16 protein-coding genes and 1 pseudogene are annotated in these 20,463 nt (G+C 42.8%); 1 reads left to right on the forward strand and 16 read right to left on the reverse strand.

The features are described 5' to 3' along the window. The first annotated feature begins 166 nt into the window (after positions 1-166). Positions 167-1,276, forward strand: a complete 1,110-nt coding sequence (locus tag C7460_RS11730; RefSeq protein ID WP_115868298.1) for a glycoside hydrolase family 88/105 protein — start codon at positions 167-169, stop codon at positions 1,274-1,276. A gap of 70 nt (positions 1,277-1,346) precedes the next feature. On the opposite strand, the gene C7460_RS11735 is transcribed toward C7460_RS11730, so the two are convergent. The 16 genes and pseudogenes from C7460_RS11735 to C7460_RS11810 form a co-directional block, all read right to left on the reverse strand. After that, positions 1,347-1,796 carry a DUF3291 domain-containing protein gene (locus tag C7460_RS11735; RefSeq protein WP_115868299.1) on the reverse strand — a complete coding sequence of 150 codons (450 nt, stop codon included), beginning with the start codon at positions 1,794-1,796 and terminating at the stop codon, positions 1,347-1,349. Between the two features lie 48 nt (positions 1,797-1,844). Continuing rightward, entirely contained in the window at positions 1,845-3,608 is a 1,764-nt protein-coding gene (locus C7460_RS11740) for a hypothetical protein (RefSeq protein ID WP_147302925.1), read from the reverse strand. A 421-nt stretch (positions 3,609-4,029) separates the two neighbouring features. Next, entirely contained in the window at positions 4,030-5,010 is a 981-nt protein-coding gene (locus C7460_RS11745; RefSeq protein WP_115868301.1) for a hypothetical protein, read from the reverse strand. 30 nt (positions 5,011-5,040) lie between these two features. After that, positions 5,041-7,482 (reverse strand): T9SS type A sorting domain-containing protein, encoded by a 2,442-nt coding sequence (locus tag C7460_RS11750; RefSeq protein WP_115868302.1) that lies wholly within the window; start codon positions 7,480-7,482, stop codon positions 5,041-5,043. Between the two features lie 12 nt (positions 7,483-7,494). Continuing rightward, a complete protein-coding gene (locus tag C7460_RS11755; RefSeq protein WP_115868303.1) occupies positions 7,495-8,046 on the reverse strand; it encodes a hypothetical protein in 552 nt (183 codons plus the stop codon). A 187-nt stretch (positions 8,047-8,233) separates the two neighbouring features. Further along, the gene (locus C7460_RS11760; protein WP_115868304.1) at positions 8,234-8,956 is read right to left on the reverse strand and encodes a 3-keto-disaccharide hydrolase; all 723 of its coding nucleotides are present in this window, start codon (positions 8,954-8,956) and stop codon (positions 8,234-8,236) included. Between the two features lie 184 nt (positions 8,957-9,140). Continuing rightward, complete coding sequence (locus tag C7460_RS11765) at positions 9,141-10,607, reverse strand: sulfatase family protein (protein ID WP_115868305.1); 1,467 nt, start codon at positions 10,605-10,607, stop codon at positions 9,141-9,143. A 19-nt stretch (positions 10,608-10,626) separates the two neighbouring features. Continuing rightward, a complete protein-coding gene (gene rhaM / locus C7460_RS11770) occupies positions 10,627-10,941 on the reverse strand; it encodes an L-rhamnose mutarotase (protein WP_115868306.1) in 315 nt (104 codons plus the stop codon). Positions 10,942-10,968: 27 nt separating this feature from the next. Beyond that, entirely contained in the window at positions 10,969-12,054 is a 1,086-nt protein-coding gene (locus tag C7460_RS11775) for a PKD domain-containing protein (RefSeq protein ID WP_245986326.1), read from the reverse strand. A 10-nt stretch (positions 12,055-12,064) separates the two neighbouring features. Next, entirely contained in the window at positions 12,065-13,819 is a 1,755-nt protein-coding gene (locus C7460_RS11780) for a glycoside hydrolase family 71/99 protein (protein ID WP_147302926.1), read from the reverse strand. Between the two features lie 3 nt (positions 13,820-13,822). Then, on the reverse strand, positions 13,823-15,907 hold the full coding sequence (locus tag C7460_RS11785) for a glycoside hydrolase family 88 protein (protein ID WP_115868308.1): 2,085 nt from the start codon (positions 15,905-15,907) through the stop codon (positions 13,823-13,825). 50 nt (positions 15,908-15,957) lie between these two features. Further along, complete coding sequence (locus C7460_RS11790; protein ID WP_147302927.1) at positions 15,958-16,383, reverse strand: hypothetical protein; 426 nt, start codon at positions 16,381-16,383, stop codon at positions 15,958-15,960. A 77-nt stretch (positions 16,384-16,460) separates the two neighbouring features. After that, entirely contained in the window at positions 16,461-17,021 is a 561-nt protein-coding gene (locus tag C7460_RS11795) for a T9SS type A sorting domain-containing protein (protein WP_115868310.1), read from the reverse strand. Positions 17,022-17,036: 15 nt separating this feature from the next. Then, positions 17,037-17,369 (reverse strand): annotated as a pseudogene (locus tag C7460_RS24535) (FG-GAP repeat domain-containing protein); the annotation flags it as partial. Further along, complete coding sequence (locus C7460_RS11805) at positions 17,363-18,565, reverse strand: glycoside hydrolase family 71/99 protein (RefSeq protein ID WP_115868311.1); 1,203 nt, start codon at positions 18,563-18,565, stop codon at positions 17,363-17,365. The gene C7460_RS11805 and the pseudogene C7460_RS24535, both read right to left, overlap by 7 nt. Before the next feature lie 53 nt (positions 18,566-18,618). After that, entirely contained in the window at positions 18,619-20,451 is a 1,833-nt protein-coding gene (locus tag C7460_RS11810; RefSeq protein WP_115868312.1) for a sulfatase, read from the reverse strand. Positions 20,452-20,463: the final 12 nt, after the last annotated feature.

Raw genomic sequence — 20,463 nt, forward strand, 5'->3', positions numbered from 1 at the left:
GATTATTTATAAAATCGTCATGCCAAGTGCATGTCTTTGAGGAGTCGCCAATTTGGAATGGGCAGTTGAGTGTAATAGCCTGATGGTTTATTTGGTACACCTGTATGTGCAGGAAGGCTGAACTCATGGTTTTGGCTAGAATTGTGTCCAAATAAATAATTACTAGATGAAATTAAATTCAAAGATTATTATGCTTTGGGTGGCGGTTTTGTTGTACAACGGAAGTTATGCTCAAACTGTCTTTGATCAGAAAAAAATAGAGAATGCGATGGTCAGAGCCATGGAATGGCAGGAGGCGCATCCGATATTTGAAATGGACACCAGGGATTGGACATGTGGGGCGTACTATACTGGTGTGTCCAGAGCGCATAAGTCTACACGCAATCAAGTGTTTCTGGCAGCACTGAAGATGGCAGGTCACTACAACAACTGGGAGCCGTATAAGCGGCTTCATCACGCAGATGATATCATTATCTCATACTCCTATTTATATGCCAATACGATAAGAAAACGCATCGTAGACTTAAAACCTACTCACGAGTTTATTCAGCATCACTTATATGAGCCCAACGCCTTTACCAATGGGTCAGATACCACACTTATGAAAATTCTTTGGTGGTGGTGTGATGCGCTTTTTATGGCACCACCGGTCATCGCTTATTATGCCGAGCAAACGAATGATAACTCTTTACTGGACGCTATGCACGAGCAATATAAGCAGACATATGACCTCCTTTATGATCAGGAAGAGCACTTGTTCGCGAGGGACACACGGTTCTTGTGGGATGGCGTAGATGATATAAAGGAGGAAAATGGTAAAAAGGTGTTTTGGGGAAGGGGTAATGGTTGGGTGCTTGGCGGCCTTGCTTTGGTTCTTGATCACATGCCAAAGGACTATGAGCATCGGGAGTTTTATGAGCAGTTGTATAGAGAGATGGTAGCCAAACTCAAAGAATTACAACACAAGGATGGTCTTTGGAGGCCTAGTTTGTTATCGCCAGAGTCATACAGTTTTGGTGAGGTAAGTGGGAGTGGTTTTTATACTTTCGCTATTGCCTGGGGAATTAATAATGGACTTTTGGAAAAGGATGAGTACCTGCGTGTGGCTATTGACGCCTGGAAGGGGCTTCAGAAATGTCAGCAGAAAAGTGGAAAGGTTGGCTGGGTTCAGAATATTGGTGCTGAGCCAAACAACGCTACCAGTGAAAGCTGGCAAAATTTTGGAACCGGAGCTTTTCTATTGGCAGGAAGCGAAGTGATTAAGCTGAAGAAGTAAGCTTCGCTTTGACATAGCTAATCAACAGGGGGGCTCTTACTCACCGCAATATGATTGCGGTGAGTGCTCCTTAGCTTGTCCGAAGAGGATCATGATATTTGATGTCTTTAAATCCGAATGCCTCCGCTGAAGGTCCCTTATCTCTTAAAAATGTTAATTTATTTAACGCCTCACTGGTTTTTGGGTAGTTTCCTTCTTCAATCCACCACAATGCAGTATAGACTTCCTTCAGGTGGACAAACCATTCTTTTCTTCTTCTCAGTAATTTTCCATGAAGATTGCTGAACGTGAAGTTTTTGAGAGATTCCACATTTTCCCAAACGGTGATATTGATCAGGGTTTTGTCGTCAGCCTCAGGAGCATCGGGATCTTCCTCTAATCTCCACACATATCCTGGGCTGGTTTCAGCCTCCTGATAAACGCTTTCAAGGTTATCCATGAACTCTTTCATGACAGGGTCATTCATGTTTTCTCCTTTGATAACTGCTACATTGATTTGCGCTAGCTGATATCGGCTCATTTGTTAGTACAATTAATCTTTTAGTCTTACTGGTTGAGTACCTACACCTTAGTAGTCAAAGTCAAATCTACGATCCGGCGCAGAATCTCCATCTAAAAAGAATGCGTCGATATCGGTTAATTGCTGCGGGTTATCAGACCAGTGAAAGTAAAACGAAGGTTTTGCTTCCAATTCGAGCTTTGCAAGCGGAATGGATAGTTCAAGCTCCGAACCTGAGTAACTGAGTTTCGTTTCTCCGATCGTTGACCAACCATTTTCTGTCCATTTTTGAATGCTAGAGGTGTTTTCGTCCACGGATTGGTTGATTAAGAAGTCATAGCCTTCCCAGCCCGTACTTTTATTTTTGTCAGTATCTAAAAACAAAAGCATCCAGTTAGGGTCTTTTGAAGATGTCAGCACGTTGGAGGTTTTGGCATAGGCATAAAGCGCCTGTTCATCGTAGGAGACTCTGCTCTCAATGATGTCGTTTCTACCCGTAGTGTTCGTCAACCTAAGGCTGGGATCATAACCGGCATGGTCTCGATGGGTGATATCATTTACCGGATCCTGGTAAACAGGTAGTACGTCGGCCCAATCAGAGAACTGGCCATCAATTTTTATTGGGGCATTGCTGTACTCGTTAGGAGGGGGAGTTATGCCTTTGTATCTTCTGATGTTGGAGATGAGCTGGTAATAGTAGTTATCCGTGTAGCCACCTTTCATAGGGGCTATATCCCGGTTAAATTCTTTGGTAAATACGTCAACGAACATTGGGACGTGTTCTGAAATTGGCTTGCCTGCAAATTCGGTTTTTCCGGCCCGGTGGTCAAACCTCTGGGCAAGCCATTCATTCCATTGTGTGACCATGACCACTTGTGGATCCACTTCCAAAGCTCTGTCCCATTGCTCCTGAAACTGGAGTCCCATATCTGTAAAATCCGTGTTGTAGTCATCATTGACTAGTGGTTGTTTGCCATTTTGGTAGCTCTTGCCTAAAGGGTTTCCCGGGTGATGAGCCACTGATACAGTGATTTGTTCAGGTACATTAGGATCCTCTTTCCAGCCATAGTCCTGAGGGTACTTGTCCAGCCATTGCCAGTGGTTAGGCTCTTCTTTGGTTTTGGTCCATGCCCAGCTGTATTTGATAGTAAAGAAGTCCTTCACCTCAGGTCTGAGTACTGTGTCTTCCGGGTGTCCCAATACCAATGGCTTTCCGTCCCACCTAAACCATAAGTCTTCATGCAATCCCTTAGAATAAAATTCATCGTAGAGCTCGTTCATTACTCGGCCGCTTTTTGTGTTGGACAGAAAACATATTTCGGGGGTTGATATGCCCTGCTGTCTCATTTCCGTTGAAATTTCACATAGCAGTTTGACTGTTTTGAGATAGGTGCGATTGTTCGTTACATCAAAGAAAATAAAATCAACATCGGCATTAGAAAGCATTTGAAGATCCTTTCTGATTACCCAGGGATCATCAGATCGGTAATATCCATACTCAGGTTCACCCCAAAAATGAAATTTACCTTTCGGCCCCCAATGGCGGTCACTTTCAGGCTGTTTCAGTATCTGGGTGATATCATAGATTTTGTTACCATGATAGCCATGCCAGATGTAATAGAAAACCCCTACAAACTTGTCCTCTTTTTTTTGACCAACATCCTCATAGCTGGGAAGCGTACGCCCTAATGCGTCCGTAGCTACCCAATGGTGCGTGCTAAACATCGGACTACCCGTGGTGCTTGATTCAGAGACGGGCTGATTTTGATGTGTGATGCACGAATTACACAGTAGGATGACCGCACACTGAATGCTGAGATTTGATAATGTCATTTATTTCAATTTTTTAGTCGAGTGAAATAACAAACTTGGTTTCAAATATCCATACAGTACCCACATGCTATGTAGCCTGTGATCACACCAAAAAAATGGAGCTACAGGTCTTAAGGTCGATATGAACAGTAAGGAGAAGGAGCACATGATCAGCACGGTGAAATAATGCTGTCTTAAGTGAATTTTTGACCATAAATAATGAGAAAGCTAATACTAATGGTTTTGTCGTGCACGGTGTTCCAATGCACAGAAAAGGAAAGAATTGTTTAAAACAATTCTTTCCTTTCGATAGTGAGTAAGTAACCTGGATATGCAAATATTCGGTCTGGAGCTTTGACTTCACGGTGCGTTCAAATGTCTCTTGATGCGCTCGATACCGAAAAGGTAGTTAAAGGTTCATAGCTTTCTCGAAATGGTACTACTACTTTCCATCTTCCAATTCCTTTATCAACCATTTAGCAAACCCAAGGTAGGAGTAGGGGTCAGATTCGGGCCCTACTGGTCTTTGAGATCCGCATGAATGAGGAAAGGCATTCAGGTAGTAGTACATGTTTTTGTGATGCTTGGGTAGTCCTCTTTCCCAGAAAGCCCTGAGCCAGTCTCTTTCCAGAAAGTCTGTGTAAGTCTCACACTCTTTGTATTGGTAAGGGCCATAGTAAAAGATGTAGTCTTTACCCTGATCTAATACCCACTTGGCTCCTCTGGCTATTTCCTCCGGGTTGGAGATTTCATTTCCCAATGGCCAGTAGCGGTTAAACTGATGTGACTCTACACAGATCCCGTCCATGGTACTGATAATGGCTCTAGCTTTAGGGTCATCCAGGAAAACTGCCGGATGCACGACCATTTGGATCAGTTTGTAGTTATCGTGCCTGATGAGCCCCAGGGCATGGGCATCTTTAAATACTTTTCGGGTATCATCCACGTCTCTTTGATGCAGTATTCTTGGGTCTCCCTCTATGGGGCCAGTATCGCCATTTTCTTTATCGTATAGCCATCCTTCACGACAGATGATGATATGTTTCACTTCATTACCTTCCTGTTCGTGCAGACGAATGGTTTGAACTAGCTTGTTGGTTTTCGGATTGGTGTCTACCCAATCTTTCCCTTGCTGGTGTATATAATGTTCAAAAAAACGCTCTTTGGTTTTGAATGCGCCATTGTAGCCCTTCACCACATCCATGTGTTTGGCTGTATAGTTGTTTGGTTTTAGCACGTCATCATAGTTGCCAATACCGGGTTTCCAATGGGCCACAGTTCCGCCACCGGTGGCTTCATGCGCACTGTCCCGTGGGTATGGCCTTATGCCCACTTTAGAACGGTTGCTTTGAGCCTGGGCACTTATATTTGAGATCAGACAGAAGAGAATAAGAAGCTTTGGAAGGCTATTCATATAGTTCATGAGGGTGTTATTTATTGATTAAGGTTTTTATTATTCTACTATGATTTTTTCAGTAATGACCGTGTTGGATTGACCTCTTGCTTGAATAACATAGGTTCCCTTTTTCCATCCATCCACATTAATTTCGAATACCTTGTTGGGTTTCTCGCTTTTGTAAATAATCTGCCCGGTCAGGTTGTAGATTATGAGATAGGATTTTGAGGTAAGGGTCACCTGTAGTTTGTCATCTGCCGGATTCGGATAAGCGTTGATCCAACTTTGATTGAGTTTCTCGTTACCCGTAATGAGACTTTGCCCCTTATAGTGATACCTGAACCTCCGATCAGGAGCCGCATCCCCGTTGAGAAAAAAAGTGGTTTCATCGTTCAATTCTCCCGGATTATCAGCCCATTTGAAATGAAAATTGAGTGAGGAATTTTCAAGCCCCATCGCCACCCTCGGAATAGCCAACTCTATTTCGCGATCGCTAATAGATATGGATAGTTGCTGCGCATTTCCCCATTCTGTTCCGCTCCATTCCTTGATAGTGGTTTCCATAGCAGAGTTGAGGCTATGGTTGACCACAAAATCGTAACCTTCCCAACCTGTTTTTAAATCCCTGTCCACATCGATAAATAGAAGCATCCAGAAATTATCTGTTGAGGAGGTAAGTGCTTGATTCGTTCTAACATAGAAGTATAGGTTTTCATCATCTGACATGACTTTAGACTCAACAATATCATTACGGCCAGTTGTGTTCGTGTACTGAACGCTTTTATCGTATCCCATAAAGTCCCGGTGCTCAACATCGCCAGCAGGATCCCCAAAAGAAGGTGTGACATCTTGCCAATCGGAATAATCATTATCCAGTGTGATGGTTTTTGGAGGAGAGGCAGCTTCAGGTTCGTCCATCCCTTTGTATCTTAGAATGTTAGACATCATCTGATAATAGTAACTGTCCGTATAGCCTCCTTTCATTGGCGCAATGTCGCGATTGAACTCGACGTTGAGTACATCTACAAAGTAGGTGTCTCCATGGCTGATCGGCCTTCCTCCATAATGCGTTTTGGACGGATTGTCCCAAAGCTTACGCTGGGCTAACCATTCGTTCCATTGGGTGATCATAACTACCTGCGGATCCACCTCCAGGGCTCTTTTCCATTGCTCCTCAAATCCTTTTCCTTCGTGGGTTATGCTGGACGTATAGTCAGCATTGACAGTGGGTTGGCTTCCGTTATGATAACTTTTCCCATAAGGGCTTTCTGGATGGTGGGCTGTTGATACGGTAATTTGTTCTGGTATGTTAGGGTCATTGACCCACCCCCAATCTTGAGGAAACTTGTCAAGCCACTGCCAGTGGAATGGTTCATTAACCGTGTTGGTATGGGCCCAGCTTCGTCTGATTTTGAAAAAATTCCTAACCTCTGGTCTAAGGTCAGGGTCACTCTCTATGCCCAATATCAATGGTTTGAATTGCCAGTAGAACCACAAATCTTTGTATAAATCTTTCGAGTAAAATTCATCATACAGTTCGTTCATAATCTGACCGCTTCTCGCATTGGTCAGAAAACATATGTCTGGTGTGGGGATCCCCTCTAGTCGCATTTGCAGCGAAACCTTGCAGAGCTCCTTGACTGTTTCCAGATAGGTAACAGCATTGGTTACGTCGAAGAAAATGAAATCAACACGAGCATTGCTTAGCATTTGTAAATCCCTTCGAATGACCCAGGGATCTTCGGACCTGAAATACCCGTACTCCGATTCACCCCACCAGTGAAACTGGTTCACAGCACCCCAGGCAGGATTGTCTGATGATAATGGATGTGACGGATTGCTTTCCATTATTTTAGAAATATCATAGACTTCATCCCCATGATAGCCTGCCCATAGATAGTAGAAAACGCCAACTGTGCGATTGTCTCTTACTGGTCCTACCTCATCAAAAGTGGGCATTTCCCTTCCCAGTGCATCTGTCACCACCCAGTTGCTCATATAATCGTGATTTGCGACCGGCGTATTTCCTGAGTCCACTTCACCTACATAAAAAGTCAGTTTAGCACTTGCAGCGGCGTACTGAGTGTTGCCTTCCTGAGTGGCCAGCACCTCAACTAGACCAATTTGCCCTGTGAGAGATATGATGTTACCCTCTATTTGGGCGGGCCCGGAAACAATGCTATAGGTGACAGGTAAACCTGATGAGGCGGTTGCATTGATTTCGAAAGGAGGATCCTCTACGTTTTTTGAATCTACAGGATCGAAACTTATGGATTGCTCTAGCAACTCAGAATTTGAAACCTTCGCATTGAACAACCTGAGGGTAGCATTTCGTTGACATATGGCTACTTTACCGTTTTCTTTGACTTCTCTTTCGGCAAAAGACCCGAGTGCGTCCATTTCAGAATCGTAAACGCTTCCTGAAGTGTAAGTAAGGTTTTCCTTGTCTGAGAGCTGGATGAGAAAATGTGGTTCATCATTGACAAATACATATATCACATTATCATTGTCTTAAATTCTGAATGTATTTTGATGCTTCAAGCTTGCAATACCGGCTGGTTTCGGGACTTCAATCCTGGTCACCGGTGTATTATTTGTTTCATAAGCCCCAGTAAACTGAACGATCAATGATTCCCCGTTTTCTGTTGGGTACAAGGCAATCCCTTCAGAATTAAAGCCCGGATCACCCTCGGCCGGTTCTTGTACCCTTTCGCCTTGGTTGTTGTCCACTCTAATGACGATACCCCCTCGATGGCTACCGTTTCCATAGCCAATTTCTGCTACTAGAATGTATGGTGGAACAAGTGTGTTTTTGGATCGAATAATACGTTTAGAGATCCACTGAAACTGTAAGTAACCATTTTCAATGTCTGATGCTGAAAAGATATTGGGGTCAACAGTTTCCCAATAATTGTAAAAGAAAGTTTCATCCCACTGATTGGTCGTGAAATCCTGGTCATAGACTGTGTTTAGTGTCTGAGTAGGTCGGTCATCCCAGGTTTGAGCCCAAAGGCTACTGTGCCCAATACTAAAAATCAACAGTCCTAGTATGTATTTTTTCATTTGAACTTTTGTCCTAATCATTTGTCCAACTCCAGAAATTGAGTCAGGGAAAGAAGAATCCTAATTACTAATTTATATTTTGGGTTTGCGAAGTTTATCCTGCACGTACCTGAACGGCCATATCCAGTTGAAGTAATAATACATACTCGGATGGCAGGCTAGCTCCAGTTTGTACCACTGAGAAGAACTAATTCACTTTAATTCTTACATTTCTGTATTCAATTTTCATTGGAGGGCCGACATGTACCTGAACCCCAAGAAAGCCCCCTGTAGATCTGTTTTCGTCATCATCATCTATGATCACACACATAAGCTGCCCATTTATTAGATGAGAAATTGTGTTGCCCCTGACCAGAATATGGTATTCATTCCAATCGTTAGATTTGATGAGTTTTGACAGGTCTGTTTTATCGCCCGAGGAACCGATTTCTAGTGGTTTTGACTTTTCTGATATTTGAGTAACCTGCCCTCTTAAAGCGAGAAATGTACGCCCTCTTTCTTCATAGTTTTGGCCCGTCCATTGGTTAGCTCCATCAATGTCCGCCTGATACCCTTTTAGCGCGTAGGGCTTGTTAGCAACCTTTTGACTATGATAATTGATTCCGCTATTGCCATTTGGTGATATTCTAAACTCAGCCTTTAATTCCAGGTTACCTACAAGTGAGTCTTTATATATCAAAAAGGAATTTTCTTCAAGAAGGTTGTCTTCGGTGACGATACCAACAATACAGCTATCTTGAACGGACCAATATTCTGGATCCCCAAACCAGCCTTGCAACGAGTATCCATTAAAGATCTGCTTGAAGCCTTCCTCGCTATCTGCTCGCACTGGAAATTGTGCGCTTGACAGGAATAATAAGTGGCAGAATAAAAGACTCAACAGTGTTTTAATACAGATGGATTTGGTCATACTCTTATGTTTATATGGTCGATCAGGTGGCTACAAGACGCTGAGGCGAACGGCCTATTTTACCTTTGTTGGGTAGTTGTACATTTATATTACTTCAGTTCGTTTCATACTGATTTACATGATTGGTTAGATGTTTAAGGGGAGCATTTTTTGTTTCCCTTTTTTATGAACTGATTATTGCATTCTAGTTTGACAGAGCGTTCAACTTCTCAATTATATTAGAAGTGTATTCAGAACGTATTTGGGATGCAGATTCCTTGTTGTATAAATCTTTCCATTCGTTTGGATCATCCTGCAAATCGTACAACTCGCCTCCCTTTATATCAGATTCACTATAGTCTGCATTGTTTTCTTTTCTATTCATAATCAGAATCAGCTTATACCTTTTGGTACGCCACATAAAGGAGGCTTCATCGGGGCGTTCATGAAGTGCCGTGAATGCTCCTTCTCTTTGATTGGGTGCTAATAAATTGTATCCGGGGTGTTGGTCTGAATACGAAACGCCAGCTGACTGCAATAGGGTAGGGAGCACATCCACCAAATCTACGGGGCGGGAATCTGTAACGTTCTTGGGGATGACTGTTCCTGACAATATCAGAGGAACTCTCACACTTCCGTCATATAGACAATATTTGTTAAATCGGTAATATCTTTCTCCAAGCATCTCTCCATGATCAGACGTATAAATGATAATGGAATTTTCCAGAAGACCCCTGGTTTTGAGTGCGCGAATCGCGCGCCCCATCATATCATCCATCCAGGTGACATTCGCATAGTATCTCATGGTCATGAGTTTCCATTCTTGCTCGGTGGCATCTTTCCAATAGTCCACGTACATGTCTCGTCTATTTACTCCTGCGGCATGAGGGGAATAGTCTTTATCCCATGGAGGCTGTTGTGCGTAATCAATGGAATCAACTTCGTAGAGATCTTCATAGCCTTTGGGTACATTGTGTCCGGCATGTGGCTTCATGAAGGATAAGTACAGAAACAAGGGACGATCATCGTCTCTTTCCTCAATATACTCCAAGCATTTCTTAGATATCCAACCATCTCGATGATCTTCTTCTGGAACTTTACTTGTAAAACCTAAATAACCGATGTTATTTTCTTCTCCAGGACCCATAGATGCTATTTCCGCGTCGTACCTAGCTTTTGCAGCAGAATCAAGTTCGGCCATGGATTTGGCACCTTCTTCTGGGATTTCTGAAACGTATCTGGTTTCAAAACCTCTGGTGGATGTTTTGTGCTTACCCCAGTGGGTCTTTCCAAATCCAGCGGTTTCATAACCTGCATCACGAAGGTACTCCGCTAAAGTTTTAGTGGGTAGCTCTTCATCTTTCAGTCCATCAGGATTTCTTAAAACCCCAGTTTGGTTAGGGTATAATCCAAGCATGATAGAATTTCTACTTGGTACACACATAGGTGCCTGACAAACTGCTTGATCGAAGTGAATACCAGACCTAGCGAGACTATCCAGAGTAGGGGTTTTGATTTGCTGATTTATTATCCCAAGAGCATCCCAGCGATGCTGATCATCCATCAAAAAAATAATATTTGGCTTTTTCGTTTCAACAATACTTTGTGAATCTTTTATCTGACAAGCTGTCAGAATAACCATTATTAGTAGGAAATAACTTTGTTTATTCATTGGTCTGAATTATTAAATATTATTTTAAGTAAAAAACTTCTGTCAGCTCCTGAGCTATTGGGCTATTGTCTTCGTTTGTTTCCATAATATCCGCCATGTACTCCCACCAATCACGACAAACTGTTGTGTTTGCTATGTTTTTCCAACGCTCCTCACATTCGATATTGACATACCCGAACAATGTATTGGTGTCTTCATCATAAAATATGCTGTAATCGTGTGCACCCTGCTCTTTTAATGTGATTTCAAGCGTTTCCCAAATAGGGTTGTGACGATTGGTATACTCCTCCAGGGCCCCCGGATGTAATTTCATTTTAAAGGCTTTTCTTATCATGTGATGTGTCTATTTTCCATTAATATTTTATTGAGTCACAACATCCCAGACCTTAGACCTGATGGATTTTCCTGCTGGCCCTTCTACGGTTAGGGTCACGGTCCATGTGCCTCCCTGCTTATATATGTGCTTGGGGTGTTGTTCTGTAGAGTTAGTGTTGTCACCAAAATCCCAATGCCATTTTTCTATCTTCCCCTGCGATTCATCTTTGAACTGAATCCACCTACTAGATCGGTCCACCTCTAAAAATGACCAGTTAGCTGCTATGGGTTTTTGCCATTCTGGCTCCAATGGCATTAGTCGGAATGCACATAGATACGAGGCGTCATAAATCATTTTGGTGTCATGGGCGATATTCATGAAGGCCTCACACTTGCCTTTTCCATCAAAATCTAAAATACACCATGCCAGGCCAATAAAATCGTCTTCTTTTAGTTGGGAAACTGATGATTTACTGAAACCATCAAAGGCTGCATGATCGAAAGGAGTGATGTAAAACTCCATCTGTAACCTACCACTTTCACCATGTTCAAAATCAAAGGCAGAAGCTGAGTTATAATGCGGAAATTCTTTGATCCATGGTGTGTTTCCCCAGACCATTGCCCAGTCCTTGTTTTGAACGGGCGTAAAAATGTGATAGTTCTGGGCGTGGGATCCATGTCCTTTGTAATGAAGCTCGTTTTTAGATAGCAGGTTTTTGTTCCCATTGTGCTGATTGATAAACGTTCCTCCTGACAGGTCACCATCCACCACCAATTCAAAAATATCCTGACCAAGTGCATGGTGATCAAAATCCCAATAATCGTCATAAGCGTCTATATAAAAATAGAGTCTGTTGAGTCCTTTGACCCAGGCTACCTTTACGTCTATGTCATAGTCCGACGGATCCAGATTCGTACCGTTTCCAAACCGAGTATCGTTTAGTTCTTCCAGGCCGATAGTATAGGTGTCTGGTATTTTCTCCCAATCGCTAAATTGTCCATCTATACGAGGTATTTGATTGATAGGGAATTGATAAATTTTAAATACCCGATCTGGACGTGCAGTCGAATATGAAGTCACTGAGATACAAAACATCAGGAGTATACCCAATATGGTTTTACTTATAGTCATAACCTTAGGTTTAATTGGGTTGAAAGTGATAGTTAAAACGTCTGTCAGGAGCAGAGTCACCATCCAGAAAGAAGCCGGAAATGTCCTTTAACTGCCCTGGGTTGTCCGCCCAATGGAAATCAAAAGATGTGCTACCCAGTGTTTTCCAAGGAATACTGAATTCCAATTGATTGTTTGCAACAGCTAATTTCAATTTTTTCACTTTTATCCATTCATTCCCACTCCATTTTTTGAGTGATGTGCTGTTTTTTGTGACTTCTCCATGGTTAATTACAAAATCATAACCCTCCCAACCTGTTGATTTATTTTGATCGATATCAATGAAAAGCAGCATCCAGTTTTTATCTGAAGTAGGACTTAGGTCGTTGTTTGTTTTAGCATAAAAGCATACTTGATCATCTTCCATGTTTACTCGACATTCTATAATGTCATTCCTGCCTGTCTTATTGGTGTATTGAGTGGTTTTGTCGTAGCCCAGGAAGTCTCTATGCAAGGTATCCCCAACATGGTCATAATAAACAGGTAAGACATCATTCCAGTCATCGAATTCACGATCGATTCTGATACTTGATGTGGAGTATGTTGGGGGTTTGTCCATTCCTTTGAATTTGCGAATGTTGCTGATCAGTTGATAATAGTAGTTGTCTGAGTGTCCACCTTTCATAGGAGCAATATCCCTATTAAACTCTTGAGTAAAAGCATCTACGAAGAAGGTGTCGCCTTCCTTGATTGGCCTGCCCCCATATTGTTTTCTTTTATCATCGTTGATGAATCGCTGGGCGACCCATTCGTTCCATTGGGTTATCATAATAACCTGCGGGTCTACTTCTAATGCACGTTCCCATTGCTCTGCAAAATACAAGCCCTGGTCTGTATACCCGGTCATGTAGTATTTGTCTACTTCGGGTTGCTCACCATTGTTGAAACTTTTACCCATCGGTTGTAGGGGATGGTTTGCTGTAGTTACTACGATTTGCTCGGGAATTTGGCGCGATTTGCTCCAGCCATAATCTTGAGGATGTGTATCTAGCCACTGCCAGTGATTAGGCTCTTTCGGAGTGTCTGTCCAGGCCCAGCTGTATTTTATTGTAAAGAAGTCTTTTACCTCAGACCTCAATACCGGATCGTTTTCATGCCCAAGTATCAGCGGCTTTCCATCCCAGTAAAACCAAAGCTCTTTAAAGAGTGCTTTTGAGTAGAACTCATCATAAAGTTCGTTGAGTACTCGACCACTTTTTGTGTTTGAAAGAAAACAGATTTCGGGCGTATTGATTCCTTGTTTTCTCATCTCGAGGGAGATTTCACAAAGCACTTTTACTGTACTCAGGTAAGTGAAGTTATTGGTGACATCAAAGAAGATGAAGTCGATATCCGCATTGGCAAACATTTGCAAATCATGCCTGATTACCCACGGATCGTCAGGAAGGTAATATCCGTATTCTGGTTCACCCCAAAAATGAAACTTCCCTTTTGGACCGTATTCTGGGTTTTCGGGATTCTCTTTTAAAATCTTCGTGATGTCATATACAGTATTGTCATGGTAACCATGCCAGATGTAATAGAACATCCCCACCAGTTTGCCGGGCCGCTTATCCCCAACCTCTTCATGAGTAGGAAGGGACCTGCCCAGCGCATCTGTGCCCACCCAATCATCTGTAGAAAATTTTGGCCCCTTAAAAACTTGAGACTCTAAACTTTGAGCATTTGACCTGTAAAATATGGTCAAGAGTAGTAATGAATATAACGGTATAAATAACTTATTCATGAGTTATTTCTTTTGTCTGTCCAGTAGATAGTAAATGTTGTTGGCCACTCCAGCAGGCATAATCATCATTCCTCCATAATTTCCGGTGACGCTATTGTGCGTGTCAGGGTAGGCATATTCGTACTCACCGTTCAGATATCGCTCATAAGTTTCAGGCAAGTTGTGTGGCAACCATTTTCTTTCGGCGCTTACATTGAGCCAACGGATAATAGCATGTGTGATCCCTTTTTGATATTTGATCCAGTCTATTTCAGGGTCAATTTCATCCCATTTCAAATTGTTGCTGGCAACATCTGAAAATACAGCCAGTACTTCCCATTGGACATGATCCCGCACCCAATTTGCGAAATACCAATCGCTGGAACTGAGTACAGGTTTGGTGTTGTATAACATCTCTATATTTTTTGGCTCCCACAGATGGGTAAATACCAGAAGAGTTCTCATCCAGTAAATAGCCTTATTTTTATACTTTTCGTCATTGAATTGTTCGTACGCTAAGTAATTGCCAACTGCTGCATGGCCTGCTGCCAACAGGTTGGCAGCATGTAGTGGGGTTTCCCAAAAGTCTCCAGCTTCCGGGCGTCTCATTTCCAGACAGAAATCAAAGGCTTTTCTGGCTGCATCTAAAAAACGCTTATCACCTGTAGCTGTACCAATCTTCAACAAGGTAGTGGCTGGTCTGATGGTTATATCCAGAGCAGTTTCTCCTCTAAGCCCCATGGGCTCTATAAATGAGGTTGCTACTTTAAAGTCGTCCTTTCCAATGTCATTGGGGTTAAAAGGGAAGGATCCATCTTCGTTTTGCTCGGAGAGAAGGGCTTCACCTCTTTTGATTTGGTCATCCTGGCTGTTTCTTTCATTGTTGATTTGATTTTTGGACCATTTTAATTTTGTTTTCAGCTCTTTGGCTAAAGGTGTCCTCTTGTTTTCGCTTACATACCGCTCCAGAAAACTCGGGACATTTGGTTTGATAGTTTTTTCGGGACGTTGGATCAGGCCAAAACCTTTACCCTCATGCCAAAAGTTGGTGTTGTAAGCATTGGCAATTCTGTCGAGGGTTTCTTTGTATGACCACCGGAGGGCCGATGGTTCAGGTAAGCCTTGTCTTTTGACATAATCGACCATCACATCTACACTGTTGCCTTCGGTGAGCCAAATCTCAGCATCGAAATTGATCATTTGACCAATTTTTAGTTCTAAGGGAATTTGAGCGTATATTTCGTTTTCATGTCCCTCAATGGATGCATCTGGCACCATAAGGCCCATTAGGTGATTGCTTTTGCGATCGACAAAGTTAGGAGAGGCGAAAACGGGCTGAGGGTTGTGCTCTCGGTAATTGAACCAGCGCGTAGCGGTCTGATTTGGGTTCCAGGATAAGCCAATGCCATAGCCCTGATGACTGATCGCCATGAGTGGAACGGAGACTTTATTGGGATGAGGGGCTACTCTCATAGCCCATGGGTCTTTAAAAAAGTCCGTTCCGCTTGTCCACTCATCGCCTATCGCCCAATCTACACCAGGAAGGATAGCGTCTTCCTTAGTAGAACCAAATGAAGATTCCCCCACCTTTAGCCATGGCCCTCGGATGTAGCGAACGTTATAATTCCCTGAGGCAACTAGTTCATAACTGGCTTTGATCACTGGGGAATCATTTTTTAGGGTGAAACTCACACGCCCGGTAAGCACGGGCTCGGTGAATGGGTAAACCATCCAATTGTCAAATGAAGTCCCGTCCAGAACATCCCGTACTACCACCGATTGCACTTCGAAGGTCAACGTTTTACCATCGACAGATTGACTTTTTTCATAGGATTTAGCTACCAGCCGCATGGGGATATCCTGATCATGTAACATGACCTCCCCGAGATGTTCTATGATCGCCATCAACTTCCCCGAAGGTGTCAAAAGTTCTCCCCAACCCCAACCAAGGTATCTTTGGTAGAGATTCAGTGTCAGTGTGCTGTTTTCTAAGGAGACTGACTTTCCTGCATAGCTAGATTTTTTAAAAATGGGCTCCTGGGCTTGAGAAACAAGTGCCTGGGTAAATAAGGCCACTAATAAGAATATGTTTTTCTTTATTGAGTGCATTGCTAGAGACAATTTGTTTTTGAAGGCGACTAATGTGGCCCAACTGCTAATTAATGCAGGCTATTTCTAATAACCATCCCGTAGATTCCCGGTTGGGAAAAGCGTAAAAGCATTGAGACGATATTTTTCCATTCTCTCATTGCACACACAAACTCTGCATTATTTCGTTGCGCATCCCAATGATTTGTATCGTGATACGCAAACTGTTCTGCCGATTCTGGGTTGAGGTCATCGAAGACTCCTTGCACCAATTGGGAGTTGATAGGCAATCCTTCTATTTTATAGCTTTTCCAGTTCCTGCCTTCATAGGTTGGTTTGCCATTGATAAGAAATTGTTTTCCCTTAATGCTCACTTTTGATTGGGCAGAGAGGTGCATCCAGGGATGTGATAGAAGGGTTAAAATGATGCAATTTTTTTCATCATTGTATGCTTTTGTACAAGATATTGACGATACTCTTTCTGCCAGTTGACTCAATGAAAAGGTGACTATCTGAGGTAACCCCTGCAAGCACCAGAACGAACGATGGGATACTTGCAGGGATATTTTTTTCGCTATTTTATCATCAGTTTTTGGACGTATTCACCTTCAGAATGTATTGCTTTCAGAATATACATTCCTGTTTTAACGCTGCTAACATTTATTTCACTGTTGGTGTCGGACTCCAGAACAAGGTTTCCGTAGATATCAAAAATTCTAACCTTTACAATGTTGTTGTTTTCAGAGAAGTTAATGATGTCTACTGCCGGATTAGGGTAAAGCTTAAAATCATTTTCGATTTGTTTGAGTCCGGCTTCTTGATTCACAGAAGAGAGTCTACTGCCAGAAACGTTGCTGGCTGTGTAGCCTAAGGCGTGAATGCTAAAATTACTTCCAGGTTCATAGAGATACTCCTCCTGGGTTGGGAATGTGTAGCTAGTAGAGCCGTTTCTTAGAAATATTTTACCAGTGGTGGTGTCTCTTAAGGAAATGTCTACATAACCATCATTGTCATAATCATCTATCGCAGGCTGATAGTTGCTACCAGATACCCACGTGTATGAGTCTTGGTCTATGAAGTTATAACTTCCATTGTTGTGACGGAAATAGAAGGTTCCGGTAGTTGCGTTTCGCATTCCAATGTCATAGTAGTTATCACCATCAAAATCAGCAACATAAGGTTGATATTGGCTGCCACTTGACCAGGTATATGTGTGCTGGGTAGGATAGGTGTAGGTGGTACCGCTTTTTAGGCGGAAATACCAGATACCATTATTCGGATCTCTAAGTCCAATATCTGTTTTGTTATCACCATTAAAGTCACCAACAATCGGTTGATAATGACTTCCTGAAACCCAGGTCAGGTTTGCTGTGTTATTGAAGGCGAAGGTGGATGTGTTGCGAAAAGCGAAGTGCCATGTACCTGTACTAGTATTTCTTAGTGCGATATCCGTATAACCATCGTCATTGAAGTCAGCTACAATCGACTGGTAATGGGAGCCTGATGCCCACTAAAGGTATTGGTAAAATTCTTTTTCAGGTGGTCATTACTTCCTGAAACCTCTTCATCGTAAAACTTAAAGTACCATTTTCCATTTAATTCATCTCTTAAAATCATGTTAGGAACGTTCCTTTTGTATTTTGCCACTTTGTCAATTAATGACAGGTACAAAGCGTTACCGGCTTGATCACTTGGCTCTATATCGGCACTATAGGCATCACCATAGATGTCCGTGAATCTTCCTTGAGCAGATGATCCGGTGTTTTGAGAAATCCATTCATTCCATGCCCATATAAAGACAAAGGAGGGGTTGGTCTTATTGACGAAATGCCACTGCTGGTCCCAATAAGTTCCGCCGGTATATCCAGTTTGGTATCTTCCTATCCTTCCAGCCTGCTCACTTGGGTTAGCATCATTGAGCATCACTTGCTTTTGTGTGGCGGCACATACAGACATTTCTTCAGGCCAATCATTGGCTTCAAAAAAATCTTGAGTGGTACCACTGCCTACATTTTGCTTGTAAGACCACATATTTTCTATGTCCGTGCTATTGAGAAGACCCCACATCTTCACCACATTAAGGTTGGTGTATATTCCCGTGGTTGGTATAGGGTTGAGTTGTTTAGTTACATGTACGAGTGGTTTGCCTTCATATTCGAAAAAGATATTCTGGTTGTATGTGGCCGTGTTCGTATATACTTCGTTGTAGAATTTCTGAACCCCTGCATCCTTTTGCACAAAAAACACAATCTGGGGTGAGTAGTAACCCAATGCCAGCCTTTGAGTATAGCGGAGACACACGGCTTTGGCACCATCCCAAATTTTCGATTGCTCACCGTTGGTCAAATCTAAGGCGATATAGTCTACACCAGCATCGTAAAGCAGGTCAGCGTGATTATCAATAACTGTATTGTTGGGGGTACTCGGGTTGTCGCTGATCATCATGGTGTAGTCATTCAATGAGCCTACTACCGACGGGTCACCCCACCAATGATCCACTGGATAGGGGCCAAATTGGTTGCCGGGATTTCTGGACTTATCATGGTAATAGAATCCTCCCCCTTTAAAATAGTCATGCCATACGCTATAGCCTATACCGACTATTTTGTTTTTCTGCTGTGCACTACAGTGCACAATAATTGCCATGACTAGCATGGTGAAAATGCTGTAATTTTTCATGTTTGTAGTTAATTATTGGATTGAATTAAAATTCTGGTTCGGTCAATAAGGGTTTAGTTAATCGGCCAGTCTCGAATGTAGTAGCCATCCATTGTGGTTAGCTCTATGTTGCGAATGGCGATATTTCCTTTAGACGAAGAAGGAGTGATTCTTAGCCTGTCCAGATTGCTTTTCGGCGATAATTCAACTGAATATGCATGCCAAGATTCATCATGAATCGGAGCAAATGCTGATACGTTTTCAGAGATGTATTCTTTGTCTCCACGAGCTTTCCAAGCTACTTTCCCTTGTCCTGAGCTGGAAGATTTCATCTCAAACGTCAACTTGTATTGACCTGATACATTGGGGGTATATACCGTTTCGATGGATGGGTTTGAGCCTTTTGAGGCGATGAGAATGGATCCATCACCTACGGCTATTTCTGTATCTTCTGAACCTATCCAGGCATCAGCGACATTCCCGCCATAGTTTTCGTTTTTTTGTGGAAGTAAGATGCCTGCCTCAGCTGTATGTTCGTCGAGTAGTCTGGCCATTTCCTTCACCTTATCGTGCATTTCTTCGGCAAGATTATTCTTTTCACTTATGTCATTATCAAGATTGTATAGCTCATAGCGATGCTCCTGATTGGGTCCATCGAAGTAAAATTTGTAAAACCTCCAGGGACCCTGTCGCATGGAGACGTTCGCTCTGTTGCCGGTAGCAACCACATTGTGGCAAAAGGTGGAGTAAATCGGTGCTCTTTCGTAGGTTTCTCCTTTTAGTGCGGGCACGAAACTTTGACCATCAGTAACCAGACCTTGTGGAAATGGGAGGTTTACCAATTCCAATACGGTAGCATAATGGTCTACGGTAGAAGTGATTACATCTGAAGTGGTACCTGCTTTAGTCATACCAGGCACGTTTACGATCAGTGGTACCCGAACACCACCTTCATAGTTGTTTCCTTTTCCTGCCCGAAGTGGATAATTGTTAGTCGGTATGGTTCCCTCAGGGCCGTCATACATATTGCCACCATTATCTGAGGTAAATACGATGATCGTGTTTTCGTCTAAACCTAATTCTTCCAATTTGGAAGTAAGTCGGCCTATGTTGGTGTCCATGGTCTCGATCATAGCACCCATAATGGCCGACCGCTGAACATGGGTGTCACTGAGTTTGTTTTTGTACTTTTCGATAAGCTCTTCCTTGGCTTGAAATGGAGCATGTACATCATAGTACCATAGACAAAGCAGGAATGGTTCTTCTCGCTTATTTTCTACAAATTTTAGAGCTTCATCAGTGAGTACGTCCGATACGTGTGTGCCTTCCGGAACTACTGGTAGTGTTTCGCAATTCCATGGAGAAAAGAATCCTCCAGGGCCGGGAGGACCTGGATGTTCTCTGCCTCCTACTACCAGGTCAAATCCTTGATTTTCAGGTAGGTATGGATCTCTTCCCAGATGCCATTTGCCCATAAAAGCGGTAGCGTAGCCATCCTCCTTCATTACTTCTGCAAATGTCAGGTAGTCATTGGGTAGCCTGGTTCTTGTCTGAGGCGTGGCTGTCTTATGAATAGGTGAAGACTTTGATGTTTCCTTCGGGTTCAGTTCTACTTTCTTCAAGTGTCCTGTGGGAGTTGTAAAACGCAATCTCCCGGGCTCTTGTCCGGTTAGGATACTCGCTCGGGTAGGTGAGCATAGTGGGCTGGCCGTGTAGGCATTTGTGAATTTTACTCCTTTGGCGGCTAGCGCATCGATGTTGGGGGTTTCGTAAAAGTCAGAACCCATACAGGACAAATCCATCCAACCCAAGTCATCTGCCAGGATAAAAATGACATTTGGCTTTTTCTTTTCTTTACAGCTTACAAGCGTAGATATGATACAGATAAACAGCAGTACTTTTTTCATTGTTCTAATGCT

The organism is Marinoscillum furvescens DSM 4134, from assembly GCF_003386095.1.
GTDB classification, from domain to species: domain Bacteria; phylum Bacteroidota; class Bacteroidia; order Cytophagales; family Cyclobacteriaceae; genus Marinoscillum; species Marinoscillum furvescens.